We start from the raw sequence: 14,969 nt of genomic DNA, 5'->3' as shown, positions 1-14,969 counted from the left end.
CGTTCCGAGGCGGGCTCGTTCTCAGTCAGGGGAGATTGAAGATGTCGATCCACCGCCGCCAGATCAGCAGGCGCAGCATTCTCGCCGGGGCCGCAGCCCTCGGCCTCACCAGCACCCTCGCCGCCTGCGGCGGTTCCGACGACGAAGACTCCGGAGAGAGCAGCGGGCCGGTCAAGCTGACCTACTGGTCGTGGGCGCCCAACATGGAGAAGGTCGCCGCGATCTGGAACAAGAAGAACCCCGACATCACGGTCACCGTGTCGAAGCAGGGCAGCGGCGCCGAGATCCTCACCAAGGTGATCACGGCGAAGAAGGCCGGCAACGCGCCCGACCTGATCCAGGCCGAGTACCAGTCCCTGCCGACCCTGGTCTCCAACGACGTGCTCGCCGACATCTCGAAGTACGTCGGTGACGCCAAGGGCGAGTTCGCCGAGGGACTGTGGGACATGGTCACCCTCGGCACCGACGCGGTCTACGGCGTCCCCCAGGACTCCGGGCCGCTGATGTTCTACTACCGCGAAGACCTCTTCAAGAAGCACGGACTGTCCGTGCCGAAGACCTGGACGGAGTTCGCCGAGACCGCGCGCGCCGCCAAGAAGGCCCTCCCGGACGCCTACCTGACCACCTTCTCCTCGAACGACCCGGGTCTGTTCGCGGGCCTCACCCAGCAGACCGGCGCCAAGTGGTGGACGGTCGACGGCGGCGGCAAGTGGACGGTCGGCATCGACGACGCGGCCAGCCGGAAGGTCGCCGAGTTCTGGGGCGGCCTGGTCCAGGAGGGCGTCATCGACAATCAGCCGATGTACACGCCGGCCTGGAACAACGCCCTGAACAAGGGCACCCACATCGCCTGGGTCTCCGCCGTGTGGGCGCCCGGTGTGCTGGTCTCCGCCGCCCCCAAGACCCAGGGCAAGTGGCGGATGGCCCCGCTGCCGCAGTGGAAGGCCGGCGACAACGTCACCGGCAGCTGGGGCGGTTCCTCCACCGGTGTCTCCACCGACTCCAAGCACGCCGAGGCCGCGGCGAAGTTCGCCCACTGGATCAACACCGACCCCGAGGCGCTGGCCGCCCTGGTCAAGGAGGTCGGCATCTACCCGGCGGCCACGCAGGGCCAGTCCGGCGACGTCCTCACCACGCCCGCGTTCTTCCCGAACCAGAAGGACTTCTACACCACGGCCGCGGAGATAGCCGCCACCACGGCCACCGCCGCCTGGGGTCCGAACGTCCAGACCGCCTACACCGCCTTCAACGACGGTTTCGGCAAGGCCACCAAGGCGAAGAAGGAGGCCCAGTTCCTCTCCGCCCTGAGCACCATGCAGTCGAAGACCTTCGACGACATGAAGAAGCAGGGCTTCGAGGTGACCGAGGCATGACCAGCGCTCCGCTCAAGGGCTCCGACCGCATCACGGTCGGGCCCTTGGCGGACGGCACCGGCACCGCCCCGTCCGTCCGCCCCAGCCGCCCCCGCCGCCGTGGCCGTGGTCGCAGCGCACCGTACTGGTTCCTGACGCCGACCCTGGTCCTGTTCGCCGCCTTCACCGTCGTCCCCATCGGGTACGCGATCTGGCTGAGCCTCCACAAGGTCCGGGTCAAGGGCATCGGACTCGGCAAGGGCGCCCGCGAACAGGTCTGGAACGGCTTCGGCAACTACACCGACGTCCTCCAGGACTCCGAGTTCGGCCACAGCGTGCTGCGCGCCTTCGGCTACGGCCTCATCGTCATCCCGACGATGCTCGGACTGGCGCTGCTGTTCGCGCTGATGCTCGACACCCCGAAGGCGCGCAGCGCGCCCTTCGCACGGCTGATGATCTTCCTGCCGTACGCGGTGCCCGGCATCATCGCCGCCCTCATGTGGGGCTTCCTGTACCTCCCGGACGTCAGCCCGTTCTACTACCTGCTGAACAAGTTCGGGCTGCCGCAGCCGGACCTGTTCGACGGCGGCAACCTGTACCTCTCCTTCGCGAACATCGCGGTCTGGGGCGGCACCGGTTTCAACATGATCGTCATCTACACCGCACTCCGGGCGATCCCGCCGGACATCTACGAGGCGGCGCGGATCGACGGCGCGTCCAACTTCAAGATCGCGCTGAAGATCAAGATCCCGATCGTGATGCCCTCCCTGGTGCTCACCTTCTTCTTCTCGGTGATCGCCACCCTCCAGGTCTTCACCGAGCCGATGACGCTCAAGCCGCTGACCAACGGCCTCTCCACCACCTGGAGTCCGCTGATGGCCATCTACGACAGCGCCTTCCTGAAGTCCGACATCTACGGTGCCTCCGCCACCGCGGTGGTCCTGGCCCTGGGCACCTACCTCATCTCCTTCACCCTGCTGCGCGTCTCCGACCGCTACACCCGGGAGGACCGGGCATGACCCCCCTCACCCTCACCGCCGACACCGCCGGCAAACCCCCCGTCAAAAGCCGTGCGCGGCGCACCGCCTGGGTCCCCACCCTCGTGCTGGTCCTCGGCGCGCTGTACTGCCTGGTCCCCATCGCCTGGGTGGTGATGGCGGCGACCAAGGACCGGTCGGAGCTGTTCTCCACCTTCACCTTCGCGCCCGGCACCGGCTTCCTCGACAACCTGAGCGAGCTGAACGCCTACCGGGACGGCATCTACTGGACGTGGATGGGCAACTCCGCCCTCTACGCGGGCTTCGGCGCCCTGTTGTCCGCCGCGGTCTCCGCCGGCGGCGGCTACGCGCTGGGCCGGTTCGTCTTCCGGGGGCGGGAGTTCATCTTCAAGCTGATCCTGGCCGGCGTCCTGGTGCCGAGCATCGTGCTGACCGTCCCGCAGTACCTGCTGCTGTCGAAGTTGGGCATGGCCGACTCGTACTGGTCGATGCTGCTGCCGTCCATCCTCTCCCCGTACGGCGTCTACCTGGTCCGCATCTACGCGGCCGCCGCGGTGCCCGCCGAACTCCTCGAGGCCGCCCGCATGGACGGCGCGAGCGAGTGGCGGATCTTCTCGCGGATCGCCGTACCGATGATGATGCCGGGTCTGATCACGGTGTTCCTCTTCCAGTTCGTCGCCATCTGGAACAACTTCCTGCTGCCGTACGTGATGCTGGCCGACGACACCAAGTTCCCGCTCACCCTCGGGCTCTACACGCTGCTCGCGCAGGGCGCCTCGCAGCCCGCCCTCTACACCCTGGTCATCACCGGATGTCTGCTGGCGATCATTCCGCTGATCGCGCTCTTCCTGGTGATCCAGCGGTTCTGGTCCCTGGACCTGCTGAGCGGCTCGGTCAAGGCCTGAGGCATCCGCCGTCTCCACCGTCACGAACGAGGAACATGACCACCAGCGCCAACGGACGCCGCCGACCGCCCACCATCCACGACGTGGCGCGGGAGGCCGGCGTGTCACGGGGCACCGTCTCCCGCTTCCTGAACGGCGGCCACTACGTGTCCCCGGCCGCCCGCCGGGCCGTCGAGGCCGCCATCAGGAAGACCGGGTACGTGGTCAACCGGCATGCACGCAGCCTCAGTACGGGACGTTCGGACTCGGTGGCCTTCCTGCTGACCGAGCCGCAGGAGAAGTTCTTCGAGGACCCCAACTTCAACGTACTGCTGCGGGGCTGCACCGAGCGCCTCGCGCAGCACGACATCCCGCTGCTGCTCATGCTGGCGGCGAGCGACGACGACCGGCGCCGGCTGACCCGGTACATCACCTCGGGCCACGTCGACGGCGTGCTGCTGGTCTCCAGCCACAGCGGGGACCCGGTCGCCGCCGAACTGCGCGACGCCGGCATCCCGTTGGTGGCCTGCGGCAAGCCGATGGGCCTCGGCTCCAAGGTGAGCTACGTGGCGGCCGACGACCGCGACGGTGCCCAGGAGATGGTCCGCCACCTCCTCGTCGGCGGCCGCCGACGCATCGGCATGATCACCGGGCCGCTCGACACCCCGGGCGGCACCGACCGCCTGGCGGGCTACCGCGATGTGCTGGCCGAGGCGGGCCTGCCCTACGACCCGGCCCTGGTGGTGGAGGGCGACTACCGCCGCACCGGCGGCGAGCAGGCCGCCCGGCGGCTGCTGGCGCAGGCCCCCGACATGGACGCGGTGTTCGTCGCCTCCGACCTCATGGCCCAGGGTGTCGTCAACTCCCTGCACCAGGCCGGGCGTTCGGTTCCCGATGACATCGCTGTCGGCGGCTTCGACGACTCGGCCGCGGCCACCGCCATCACGCCGGCCCTCACCACCATGCGCCAGCCCTACGACCGCATCAGCGCCGAGATGGTCCGCATGCTGCTCGCGCAGATCGCGGGGGAGGACACGGCGGGAGTGATTCTCCCGACGGAACTGGTCGTACGGGACTCCGCCTGAGCGTGCCGGCCGCCGTAACCGGAGCAGGCGTCAACGCATGTGAAGGCTGCAGCCGTCCGGTTCCCGTCGAGTCGATGCGGCGTTCCATCCGTATTCTCTGATCATGGCCGCTCCCACCGCATATTCACTCATCGCCACGGACCTGGACGGAACGCTGCTGCGAGCCGACGACACGCTGTCCGACCGGTCGCTCGCCGCGCTCGCGCGGGTGGCGGCGGCCGGGGCGCGGCATCTGGTGGTGACCGGCCGCCCGGCGCCCAGAGTGCGGCCGCTCCTCGACGACCTGGGCAGCACCGGCCTCGCGGTGTGCGGGCAGGGGGCGCAGGTGTACGACGCCGGCGCGGACCGGCTGCTGTGGTCGGTCACCCTGGACCGGGAGCTGGCCGAGACCGCCCTCGGCAAGATCGAGGCCGAGATCGGGCTGGTGTACGCGGCCGTCGACCAGGACGGCGTCGACGGGCTCACGCTCATCGAGCCGGGCTATCTGATGCCGCACCCGACCCTGCCCGCCGTACGGGTCGGGCGGCGCGACGACCTGTGGTGCGAGCCCATCAGCAAGGTGCTGCTGCGTCATCCCGACCTGTCCGACGACGAGTTGGCGGCGACGGCCCGTTCCGTGGTGGGTTCCCTCGCCACGGTCACCATGTCGGGACCCGGGACCGTCGAACTCCAGCCATGCGGCATCACCAAGGCGACGGGGCTCGCGCTCGCCGCCGACCATCTGGGACTCGGGCCCGAACACACCATCGCCTTCGGGGACATGCCCAACGACATCCCCATGTTCGACTGGGCCGACCACGGCGTCGCCATGGCCAACGCCCACCCCGAACTCAAGTCCGTGGCCGACGAGATCACCCTGTCCAACGAGGACGACGGCATCGCCGTCGTCCTCGAGAGACTGTTCCCCGTTGTTCCTCGGTACGCGCCTCAGTACACGACTCAGTACGCGCCGAAGACGTTGTCGATCGAACCGTAGCGCGCGGCGGCGTAGTTGCAGGCGGCGGTGATGTTCGCGACGGGGTTGTAGGGGTCCCACGAGGTGCCGTCCACGTGGTACGCCTGGAAGGTCGGGTCGATGGTCTGGAGCAGGCCCTTGGACGGGGTGCCCGCCGCCGCGTTGGAGTCCCAGTTGTTGATGGCCAGCGGGTTGCCGGACGACTCGCGCATGACGTTGCGGTAGATGCCGTCGTACGAGCCGGGGATGCCCTTCTGCGCCATGATGTCCAGCGATTCGCGGATCCAGCCGTCGAGGTTGTTCGCGTACGTCTTGGCGGAGGCCTGGGTGGCCTTGGCGACGGACTGGGCGGCCTTCTTGGTGGACGTCGAGGCCTTGTCGGCCGTCTTGCGGGACGTGCTCGCCTTCTTCGCCGTCCTGACCGTCAGCTCGAGACCCGGGTGGATCAGCCTCGGGTTGTCGCCGACGGCCTTGCGGTTGTCCTTGTAGAGCTGTCGCCAGCCGCCGGGGGTGTCGTACTTGTCCGCGATGCCGTAGAGCGTGTCGCCCTTGACCGCGGTGTACGTGATGGACTTGACCTGCGCGGCGGCCTGCGCGGCGGCGGGGGCCTTGGCCGGCTGTGCGGCGCTCGCGGTGGTCGCGCCCAGGACCGGGAGGGCGAGGGCGGCGACGCCTGTTCCGGCTGTGACGACGCCTCGGGTGAGCGGGCTGGTTCGGGTACGACGGTGCTTGCCTCGTGCGGCCATGGCGCTGTTCCTCTCCGGCGCCTACGAGGTGAGCTGTCGGGTTCGGGCGGGAGCTGCCCGGCCGTGCCGTGGGGACGGCGCGACTTAACCCCCAGCCGCACCGGCGTGATCTCCGGTGCGGCGACTTACCTGGGTCCCCCGCTCCTGCCGTGCGGTGTTGGTCGATGGGTGTCCTGTTGGGCGGCGGCAGGATTAGGCGTCCGCCCGACAGGCCCGGAACGTATGCGAGAGCACATGTCCGTAACAAGTGGCGGATTCACACATCACCCTGTTGACCTTGACCTGAGGCATATGGGGCGCTTGATCCTTTGCGGTTGCCAAGACTCAACTGGCGCACCGGGCAAGGCGAGGAGTGAGCCTGTGGCGGCGAGGCCGGAGGGCGGCGCGAGTGACCCAACTCACGTGTGTTCGCAAGGGTGTCAAATCGGGCAATGAGCCCAACTCATAGTCAACCGGCCGTCCGTGGGATCCGCTTCTCCCACGTCCGGTGAAAAACGACCTCGTCGCCGTCCGTGCAGATCACCTCGTTGGACGTGAGGAAGTCCGTCCCGTCACAGCCGAGCTCCGACCGGGTACGGACCGTCGCCCGCCAGGGGAGCTCCGGTCGGTGCAGCACGATCGTCCAGTCCGAGCGGGCCCGGGCCGACAAGGGGTCGGACTCGTTGATCGTGTACGTCTCCAGAGTGTCCTCGGTGAACTCCAGACCGTCGGGGTACACCCGGGTGCCGCCGTATCGCGGATCCACCTCCAGCCGCCACTCGCCCTTGGCCACATCGCGGACGACCAGCCGCTCGGGGCGGGGTTCGTCGAGCGTGACGGGGCTCCATCCGTCAGCGGCCACGCCGCGGGTCATGGCGAGGGGCTCGGACTGCTCGGGCTCCTCGAAGATGATGCCGGAGTCGGATTCCCTTGTCCTGACCGGGAGTTCGAGGAAGCAGCCCGCCGGGTCCAGGGTGAAGCCCGCCGCCGAGTCGGGCTGCGGCCAGATCCACGGCCAGTACGCGGAGGAGACGGCGAGCCGGACCCGGTGGCCGGCCGGGAAGGCGTGGCCGATGCCGTTCAGCTCGAACTCGACGTCCTGCGTGGTACCCGGCTCCCACGGCACGACCCGGTCCGGACCCTGCCGCGCCGACAGGTTCAGCACACCCCGGGTGACCAGGGTCGAGGAGCCGTCGGGGGCGACGTCACACACCCGGGCGATCACCTGGCCGCGCGGCACCTCGGAGGTCAGCCTGAGTCGTACCTTCGGCCGCCCCAACACCCAGGTCTCCTCGTCGGCTTCGAACTCGAACGACACCGACCGCGCGTCCTCCTCCCGCTGGTCGGGCGGCAGGTCGGTGTCGTTCCCGAGAGGGAGGAAGCGGCCGGCGTCGACGCCCGTGTGCTGCGGGGAGCGGACGAGGAGAGGGGCGCCCTGAAGGACGTGCGAGACCGGGGAGACGTTGGGGGAGGGCCAGGCCGGCTCGCCGACCCAGCGGCCGGGCAGGGCGTCGTAGACCGTGGCCGGGGGATGGGAGTCGCTGACGTAGGCACGGAGCAGGGGCTCGCGCATCGCGCCGGAGTCGACCCCCTTCAGCCAGTGGTCCCACCAGCGCAGGGTCTCCTGGAGGAAGCCGATCGCCGGGCCGGGCGGCCGGCCGTGATCGGGGTACTGGTGGGACCAGGGGCCGATCAGGCCACGGACCCGGTCGGCCGGGAGGTGCTCGACGAGGCGCAGGACCGTGTCACGGTACGGGTCGTGCCAGCCGCCGACCGCGAGGACGCCGGCGTCGATCGCGTCGTAGTCCTCGCGGACGCTGCCGTGGCTCCAGTAGCGGTCCCGGGTCTGGTGGTCCAGCCAGGTGTGGATGAGGGGATCGATCTCCTCCAGACGCTTGAGCCACATGTCCCGCCAGGTCTCGCCGACGTACCGCGGGTCCGGCGGGCGGGAGGCGAAGGCCAGCATGGTGGCCGCCCAGGCGTGCATGTCCACCGCCAGGACGGAACCTCCCATGTAGTGCGCGTCGTTGTCATAGGGGTCGTCGGTCGAGCAGACCGTGACGACCGCTTTCAGCGGCTCGGGTGCGAGGGCCGCGATCCGGAGGGAGTTGAAGCCGCCCCAGGAGATGCCGAACATGCCGATCTTCCCGTCGCACCAGGGTTGCGATGCGAGCCATCGGACGACCTCGACACCGTCGGCCGGCTCGGTCGCCGGGTACTCGTCGCCCGGCATGCCCTCGCTGTTGCCGTGTCCGCGCACGTCCACTCGTACGGAGGCGTAACCGTGGCCCGCGTACCAGGGATGGCGTTGCCAGTCGCGGGGTGCGGTCCAGTCGGTCAGGCGGTAAGGAAGGTATTCGAGGATCGCGGGTACCGGTTCCTCCGTCAGGGGGCGCCACACGCGCGCGTAGAGGAGGGTTCCGTCCGGGAGCGGGATACGGAGGTCCTCGTGGGTCGTCTCGTAGGGGAAGGTCGTACGGATGTGCATGAGCGTGACCCCGTGAGTTCAGTGGATCGCGGGTCGGAGATTTCCACTACTTCCATGTAAGTCGATAGATATCCGTTCTTTTCAAGTGATCAAAAACATACCCGGCGTGATCCGATACCGCCCGACCTGGACGGGCGGGCGCTATCGGTGATCGAAACGTGACCGGATACGCTGACTTGAGTGATGGCAGCGACCTATCGACAAACCGTGTAAGCGCCAGTAGACACAGCAGACAGGAGATCCCTCGTGACCGTCGTCGGGCCGTTCGGGCTGAGCGTGCGGGACCAGGCTCTGGAAGCCGATGTCCAGGCCGGATTGGCGGCTGTCGAGGAGGGACTGCTCGAAGCCACCAAGAGTGAGGTGCCCTTCATCACGGAGGCCGCCCAGCATCTGGTGCGGGCGGGTGGAAAGCGGTTCCGGCCGCTGCTCGTGATGCTCGCTGCCCAGTTCGGGGACCCCTATGCGCCGGGCATCGTGCCGTCGGCCGTGGTCGTGGAGCTGACCCACCTGGCGACGCTGTACCACGACGACGTGATGGACGAGGCCGAGGTGCGGCGCGGGGTCGCCAGCGCGAATGCCCGCTGGGGCAACTCCGTCGCGGTCCTCACCGGTGACTTCCTGTTCGCGCGCGCCTCGCACATCCTGGCCGACCTCGGGCCCGAGGCGGTCCGGGTCCAGGCGGAGGCGTTCGAACGGCTCGTGACCGGTCAGATCCTGGAGACCGCCGGCCCGACGGACGGCCGTGACCCGGTCGAGCACTACCTCGACGTCCTCGGCGGCAAGACGGGATCGCTGGTGGCGGTGGCGTGCCGCTTCGGGGCGATGATGTCCGGCGCCGACGAGACGGTCGTCGACGTGCTCACCCAGTACGGCGAGCGGCTCGGCGTCGCCTTCCAGCTCGCTGACGACGTCCTGGACATCGCCTCCGACTCCCACGAGTCCGGGAAGACCCCGGGGACGGATCTGCGTGAGGGCATCCCGACCCTGCCGGTCCTGCGGCTGCGCGAGCGGGCGGAGCGGCTGGGGCTGGCCGAGGACATCGCGCTGTGCGAGCTCCTGGACTCCGACCTGACCGACGACGCGCGGCACGCCGAGGCGCTGGCGGGTCTGCGGGCGCATCCCGCGCTGGAGCAGGCGCGACGGGACACCGTGCGGTACGCGAAGGACGCGCGGGCGGCGTTGGCTCCGCTGCGGGAGTGCGACGCGAAGGCCGCGCTGATGGAGCTGTGCGACGCCGTGGTGCATCGGGCGGGCTGATTCTCGCCCCCGCCGCCCCTTCCCTCCCCCACTCTCGGCTCCGCTCGAGCGGGGGGACCCCCATCGTCCCTGGGGGCTGCGCCCCCGGACCCCCCTTCGGCCCTGAACGGGCCTCGTCCTCAAACGCCGGACGGGCTGAGGGGGACCGGGCCTGGGTGGGCGGAGCCCCCAGCGACGCGCCCCACACGCCCGCAGAGCGGGCGTGATGCAGGTCACATTTCTGGTCCGAGTCGTAACGGAGATCAGCCCGTATACCTGCGCAGAAGTCCTCTACGGGGAGAAACGACATCATGCGCATCAACGCGATCGTCGCCGCCGTCGCGGTGGCCGCCGGTGGCATCGCCGCCACAGCGACCCCCGCCTCCGCCTCCGGAGGCGACAGCGGCGGCACTGTCCTCGCCGCCAGCCTCCGAGGCGCCAACGAGGTGCCGGTGGATGGCGGCCCCGCCGTCGGCGACAAGGACGGCGCCGCGCTCCAGTTCGTCAAGGTCCAGGGCGACAAGGTCTCCGTCGCCGTCAAGTGGCGCGGTACCGGCAAACCGACCGCCCTCCACCTCCACCAGGGCGCCATGGGCACCAACGGCGGCATCAAGGTCGACTTCACCGATCTGCTCGACAGCAACCGCAAGGGCCGTACCGTCACCGGAACCGTCAAGGTCGGGGACGCGGCACTGCTCGACGCCCTCACGACCGACCCGGGCTCCTTCTACGTCAACCTGCACACCGCCGAGTTCCCCGGCGGAGCCGTCCGTGGCCGGCTCCACAAGGTCACGGTCGCCGCCTTCGACTTCCGCGACGCCCTGCACAACTTCCAGGCGTCCGTCCTCAAGGGCAAGCAGATCTACGAGTGCAAGCCGGCCGAGGGCGGCGGGTACGCCTTCGCCCAGCGGGACGTCAGCGCCGTGCTCGCCGGCGGCATCGCGCACTCCTTCGTGCAGCCCAACTCCGGTACGCCGCAGTGGATCGCGCCCGACCGCAGCGCGGTCACGGGGGCGGTCCTCTCCAGGACCCCGAACGGGAACGGCAACATCCCCGAGCTGGACCTCAAGGCGACCCGATCCGGCAAGCACCACGGCCTGCTCGCCGACGCCACGGAGATCCTGCGGCTCAACACCGTCGGTGGCGTCGCCCCGGCCGGTACCTGCACGCCGGGCACGATCGTCGGCGTGCCGTATCAGGCGGACTACGTGTTCCTGCGGGGCTGAGGCACCGACCGCGGACGACCGCACACGGCGGCGTCTCCACCCCGACCCCTACGGGTCGGGGGAGGCGCCGCCTCCGTGTGTCATACCCCAGGTGTACGTGGAGTTGAGCCCGCGGGTTGACGAATCCTCCTGGCCGATTTGGTCAGATGGACACACGGAAAACACCACTCCTCACCGATTCGGGTGAGAATGGCGGCTACGGGGTGGACTTACGGGAGTTGGACCAGCCGCCGCCGACGACGGAGGTAAGGCACACATGGCACCGTTCGAAACCGACGACAGCACGACCGCCGCGGAGGCCGACGACCGGCACGCGGGGCGCCGCAGGGCCGCACGGTACGTCGTCCCGGTCGCGGTGGTGGGGGTGGCGGCGGCGACCATCGGGCTCGTCCCGGCGCTCGCCGACTCCGGCGACCCCGACCTGCCGAAGATCAGCGCACAGGCACTCATCGAGAAGATCGCCGCTTCGGACGTGGAGCAGCTCTCCGGCACGGTGCGGATCAGCACGGATCTCGGACTGCCCGACCTCGGCGGTCTGGAGAGCAGCCTGACCTCCGGCGCCATGGACTCGGGTGACGGCGGCTCCTCCGCCGACCCGTCCACCAAGCTCACCGAGCTCGCGTCCGGCACGCACACCCTGCGGGTCGCGGCCGACGGCCCCGACCGGCAGAAGCTGTCGCTGCTGGAGAGCGGCTCCGAGTACAGCGTGATCCACGACGGCAAGGACGTCTGGGGCTACGACAGCAAGTCCAACGAGGTCTACCACGCCACCGCCTCCGACAGCGCGGCGGCCGAGAAGGAGCAGGACGTCCCGGCCACGCCCAAGGACATGACCGAGGAGGCCCTGAAGGCGGTCGACGACACCACCTCCGTGACCGTCGACGGCACCGCGCAGGTCGCGGGCCGCGACGCCTACCGGCTCGTCATCAAGCCCAAGGACTCCGGGTCGACGGTCGGCCAGATCACCGTGGCCGTCGACTCGAAGACCGGGCTGCCGCTCAAGTTCACGCTGACCCCGTCGAGCGGCGGCGCCGCCGTCATCGACGCCGGCTTCACCCAGGTCAGCTTCGCCAAGCCGGCCGCGTCCACCTTCGACTTCACGCCGCCCAAGGGCGCGAAGGTCACCGAGGGCGAGACCATCGAGCACGGCGAGAAGAGCGCGCACGATGGGCACGGCAAGCACGAGGGCGCGGGCGCCAAGCCCGAGGAGGACCTCGGCAAGGGCCTCGACGGTCTCAAGGTCATCGGCGAGGGCTGGAACTCCGTCGCGACCTTCGACACCGGCGGCGAGGGCATGCCCTCCGGCTCCGAGGCCGGCGGCGACATCGGCGGCTTCCTCGACTCCCTCGGCGACAAGGTGACCGGCAAGTTCGGCTCGGGGACGGTCTTCTCGACCCGCCTGGTCAACGCGCTGATGACCGACGACGGCAAGGTCTACGTCGGTGCGGTCAGCAAGGACGCCCTGGTGAAGGCCGCGAACGCCGGGTAGTAAGGCAGCCATGAGCGAAACGCCGGCCACGGAGCCGGAACGGGAGCAGCACGCGGGTGACGGCGTCATCGTCACCCGCGCGCTCACCAAGCGCTACCGGGGCGGGCAGCTCGCCGTCGACGGTCTCGACCTGACCGTCCCGGCGGGCAGCGTCTTCGGCTTCCTCGGTCCGAACGGCTCCGGCAAGACCACCACCATCCGCATGCTGATGGGCCTCATCGAGCCCACGTCGGGATCGGCCCGCGTCCTGGACCGGCCCATGCCGCGTTCCGCGCGCGCGGTGCTCCCGCACGTGGGCGCGCTCATCGAGGGCCCCGCCCTGTACGGCCACCTCTCCGGCCGCGACAACCTGCTCCGCTACGACTCCGCCGACCCGACCGCCGACCCGCGCAGCCGGCGCCCCCGCGTCGCGGCGGCGCTGGACCGGGTCGGCCTCGCGGCGGCAGCGGGCAAGAAGGCGAAGGCGTACTCGCTGGGCATGAAGCAGCGACTCGGCCTCGCCGCCGCGCTCCTCCAGCCGCGCAAGCTCCTCGTCCTCGACGAGCCGACCAACGGGCTCGACCCGCAGGGCATGCGCGAGATCCGGTCCCTCATCCGGGAGTTGGCCTCGGACGGCACGACCGTCTTCCTCTCCTCCCACCTCCTCGACGAGATCGAGCAGGTCTGTACGCACGCGGCGGTGATGGCCCAGGGCCGCCTGATCACCCAGGGCCCGGTGGCCGACCTGGCGGCGGGCACGCGCGGTCGGCTGGTCGTGACGACCCCCGACCCGGCGGACGCGGCCCGGACACTGAAGGAGCAGGGCGCGGCCGACGTGGTCATCGCCGATGACCGGGTGAGCGCCGAGCCGCCCCAGGACCGCGACCTGGCCGACGTGAACGCCGCGTTGGTGACGGCGGGCGTCCGCGTCCGCGGCTTCGGCGTCGAACGGGCCTCGCTGGAGGACGCGTTCGTGGCCCTGACGGGGGAGGGGTTCGATGTCGCAGGCTGAAGCGGTACGTGCGCCGAGCGTCCTGTGGACCTTCGGGTTCCTCCGCAACGAAATGTGGACCACCTTCCGCCGCTGGCGCACCCTCGCCCTGCTGGGCGTGCTGGCGGCGGTGCCGATCCTGGTCGGGATCGCCGTGAAGATAGAGACCAGCGACGGATCGGGGTCCGGCGGCGGAGGCGGCGGCGGGGGTCCGGCGTTCATCTCGCAGATCACCAACAACGGCCTGTTCCTGGTCTTCACCGCGCTCGCCGCGACGCTCCCCTTCTTCCTGCCGATGGCCATCGGCGTCATCGCGGGCGACTCGATCGCCGGCGAGGCCAGCGCGGGCACCCTGCGCTACCTCCTGGTCGCCCCCGCCGGCCGCACCCGCCTGCTGCTCACCAAGTACGCGACCGTGCTGGCCTTCTGCCTGCTGGCCACCCTCGTGGTCGCCGCCTCGGCCCTGACGGTCGGGGCACTGCTCTTCCCCCTGGGCGACCTGACGACCATCTCCGGCACGCAGATCAGCTTCGCCGAGGGCCTGGGCAGGGCCCTGCTGATCGCCCTGGCCGTCGCCGCGTCACTGGTGGGCATGGCGGCCCTCGGCCTGTTCGTCTCGACCCTCACCAACAGCGGCATCGCCGCGATGGCGACCACGGTCGGCCTGCTGATCACCATCCAGATCCTCGACCAGATCCCCCAACTGCACGCCATCCAGCCGTACTTCTTCTCCCACTACTGGCTGTCCTTCGCCGACCTCATGCGCGAGCCCATCTACTGGGACGACCTGGTGAAGAATCTCGGCCTTCAGGCGCTGTACGCGGCGGTGTTCGGTTCGGCGGCCTGGGCGCGGTTCACGACGAAGGACATCGCCTCGTAGTCGTTACGTGTTGTTGCTGGTCGTCACTGGTCGTCACGGGTCTTACGGCGTCTTGTGGCCGTCACTCCGTCTCGTACGGAAAGCGTGCGAGCGGCGCCTCACCCGCGAAGAACGTCTTGGCGCGGGCCAGCGCCTCGGTGTCCTTCAGTACGTCACCGGGCTTGCTGCCGTTGCCGAGCAGCACCCCGCCGAAGCGCATCCCCATGTACGCCGCCGAGTTGCTGAGTGTGCCGACCAGCGGGTCGGCGACCTCCTCCTCCGCGTGCGCGAGCACGGTGACGCCCCACAGCGTGCGCCCGGCCAGCGTGGCCTTGAAGTCCACGTCCGGGGTGCGCAGCCAGCCCGACCAGTGGTCCAGGTAGCGCTTGACCGGAGCGGAGACCGAGTACCAGTACAGCGGCGACACGATCACGATGTCCGTCGCCGCGAGCGTCGCGTCGAGCAGCAGCGCCGCACTGCCCTCCGTCGGGCGGAGGTGGTCACTGTCGTGCCGCAGGTCCACGAAGTCGGGCAATGGATGATCGGCGAGGCTGATCCACTCCTGCTCGACGTCCGCGGGGAGCTGCTCGGCGGCCCCGCGGGCCAGCATCTCGCTGTTGCTCTCGGTGCGGCTGCTGCCCAGGACGAAGAGGAAGCGGCGGGTCATGGGGTCCCCCTGGTGGTCGGCATAACGACTATTCA

The 14,969-nt window shown here is 69.7% G+C and carries 13 protein-coding genes and 1 riboswitch; of the genes, 10 read left to right on the top strand and 3 right to left on the bottom strand.

Features of this window, described 5'->3' with window-relative positions:
* Positions 1 to 41 precede the first annotated feature (41 nt).
* The 5 genes from ACFYO2_RS30780 (at position 42) to ACFYO2_RS30760 (ending at position 5,295) form a co-directional block, all read left to right on the top strand.
* Entirely contained in the window at positions 42 to 1,373 is a 1,332-nt protein-coding gene (locus ACFYO2_RS30780) for an ABC transporter substrate-binding protein (RefSeq protein WP_388355533.1), read from the top strand.
* Positions 1,370 to 2,371, top strand: coding sequence for a carbohydrate ABC transporter permease (locus ACFYO2_RS30775; protein ID WP_388355531.1), 1,002 nt, complete (start codon positions 1,370 to 1,372; stop codon positions 2,369 to 2,371). Before ACFYO2_RS30780 ends, ACFYO2_RS30775 begins: the two co-directional genes overlap by 4 nt.
* Positions 2,368 to 3,255 (top strand): carbohydrate ABC transporter permease, encoded by an 888-nt coding sequence (locus tag ACFYO2_RS30770; protein WP_388355530.1) that lies wholly within the window; start codon positions 2,368 to 2,370, stop codon positions 3,253 to 3,255. The genes ACFYO2_RS30775 and ACFYO2_RS30770 overlap by 4 nt, the downstream gene beginning before the upstream one ends.
* A 35-nt stretch (positions 3,256 to 3,290) precedes the next feature.
* Positions 3,291 to 4,319, top strand: a complete 1,029-nt coding sequence (locus ACFYO2_RS30765; protein WP_388355528.1) for a LacI family DNA-binding transcriptional regulator — start codon at positions 3,291 to 3,293, stop codon at positions 4,317 to 4,319.
* 103 nt (positions 4,320 to 4,422) lie between these two features.
* Positions 4,423 to 5,295, top strand: a complete 873-nt coding sequence (locus tag ACFYO2_RS30760; protein WP_388355526.1) for an HAD family hydrolase — start codon at positions 4,423 to 4,425, stop codon at positions 5,293 to 5,295.
* On the opposite strand, the gene ACFYO2_RS30755 is transcribed toward ACFYO2_RS30760, so the two are convergent.
* Both ACFYO2_RS30755 and ACFYO2_RS30750 read right to left on the bottom strand, forming a co-directional pair.
* On the bottom strand, positions 5,259 to 6,020 hold the full coding sequence (locus ACFYO2_RS30755) for a transglycosylase SLT domain-containing protein (RefSeq protein WP_388355524.1): 762 nt from the start codon (positions 6,018 to 6,020) through the stop codon (positions 5,259 to 5,261). The two genes, ACFYO2_RS30760 and ACFYO2_RS30755, sit on opposite strands and share 37 nt — an antisense overlap.
* A 5-nt stretch (positions 6,021 to 6,025) precedes the next feature.
* Positions 6,026 to 6,187: riboswitch (cyclic di-AMP (ydaO/yuaA leader) on the bottom strand.
* Positions 6,188 to 6,468: 281 nt separating this feature from the next.
* Complete coding sequence (locus tag ACFYO2_RS30750; RefSeq protein WP_388355523.1) at positions 6,469 to 8,487, bottom strand: CocE/NonD family hydrolase; 2,019 nt, start codon at positions 8,485 to 8,487, stop codon at positions 6,469 to 6,471.
* Between the two features lie 246 nt (positions 8,488 to 8,733).
* On the opposite strand from ACFYO2_RS30750, the gene ACFYO2_RS30745 reads away from it, so the two are divergent.
* The 5 genes from ACFYO2_RS30745 (at position 8,734) to ACFYO2_RS30725 (ending at position 14,288) form a co-directional block, all read left to right on the top strand.
* Positions 8,734 to 9,744, top strand: coding sequence for a polyprenyl synthetase family protein (locus ACFYO2_RS30745; RefSeq protein ID WP_388355521.1), 1,011 nt, complete (start codon positions 8,734 to 8,736; stop codon positions 9,742 to 9,744).
* A 290-nt stretch (positions 9,745 to 10,034) separates the two neighbouring features.
* Positions 10,035 to 10,949, top strand: a complete 915-nt coding sequence (locus ACFYO2_RS30740; protein ID WP_388355519.1) for a CHRD domain-containing protein — start codon at positions 10,035 to 10,037, stop codon at positions 10,947 to 10,949.
* A 256-nt stretch (positions 10,950 to 11,205) separates the two neighbouring features.
* Positions 11,206 to 12,438 (top strand): outer membrane lipoprotein carrier protein LolA, encoded by a 1,233-nt coding sequence (locus ACFYO2_RS30735; protein ID WP_388355518.1) that lies wholly within the window; start codon positions 11,206 to 11,208, stop codon positions 12,436 to 12,438.
* Between the two features lie 10 nt (positions 12,439 to 12,448).
* Positions 12,449 to 13,429 (top strand): ABC transporter ATP-binding protein, encoded by a 981-nt coding sequence (locus ACFYO2_RS30730; protein ID WP_388355516.1) that lies wholly within the window; start codon positions 12,449 to 12,451, stop codon positions 13,427 to 13,429.
* Positions 13,416 to 14,288, top strand: a complete 873-nt coding sequence (locus ACFYO2_RS30725; protein ID WP_388355515.1) for an ABC transporter permease — start codon at positions 13,416 to 13,418, stop codon at positions 14,286 to 14,288. The genes ACFYO2_RS30730 and ACFYO2_RS30725 overlap by 14 nt, the downstream gene beginning before the upstream one ends.
* 61 nt (positions 14,289 to 14,349) lie before the next feature.
* Here ACFYO2_RS30725 and ACFYO2_RS30720 read toward each other — a convergent pair whose 3' ends face one another.
* Positions 14,350 to 14,934 carry a flavodoxin family protein gene (locus tag ACFYO2_RS30720; RefSeq protein WP_388355757.1) on the bottom strand — a complete coding sequence of 195 codons (585 nt, stop codon included), beginning with the start codon at positions 14,932 to 14,934 and terminating at the stop codon, positions 14,350 to 14,352.
* Positions 14,935 to 14,969 lie beyond the last annotated feature (35 nt).

The organism is Streptomyces sp. NPDC006602, from assembly GCF_042870385.1.
GTDB lineage: Bacteria > Actinomycetota > Actinomycetes > Streptomycetales > Streptomycetaceae > Streptomyces.
Note: the sequence above shows the minus strand (reverse complement) of the source record. Positions and strands in the feature narration are given on the sequence as shown.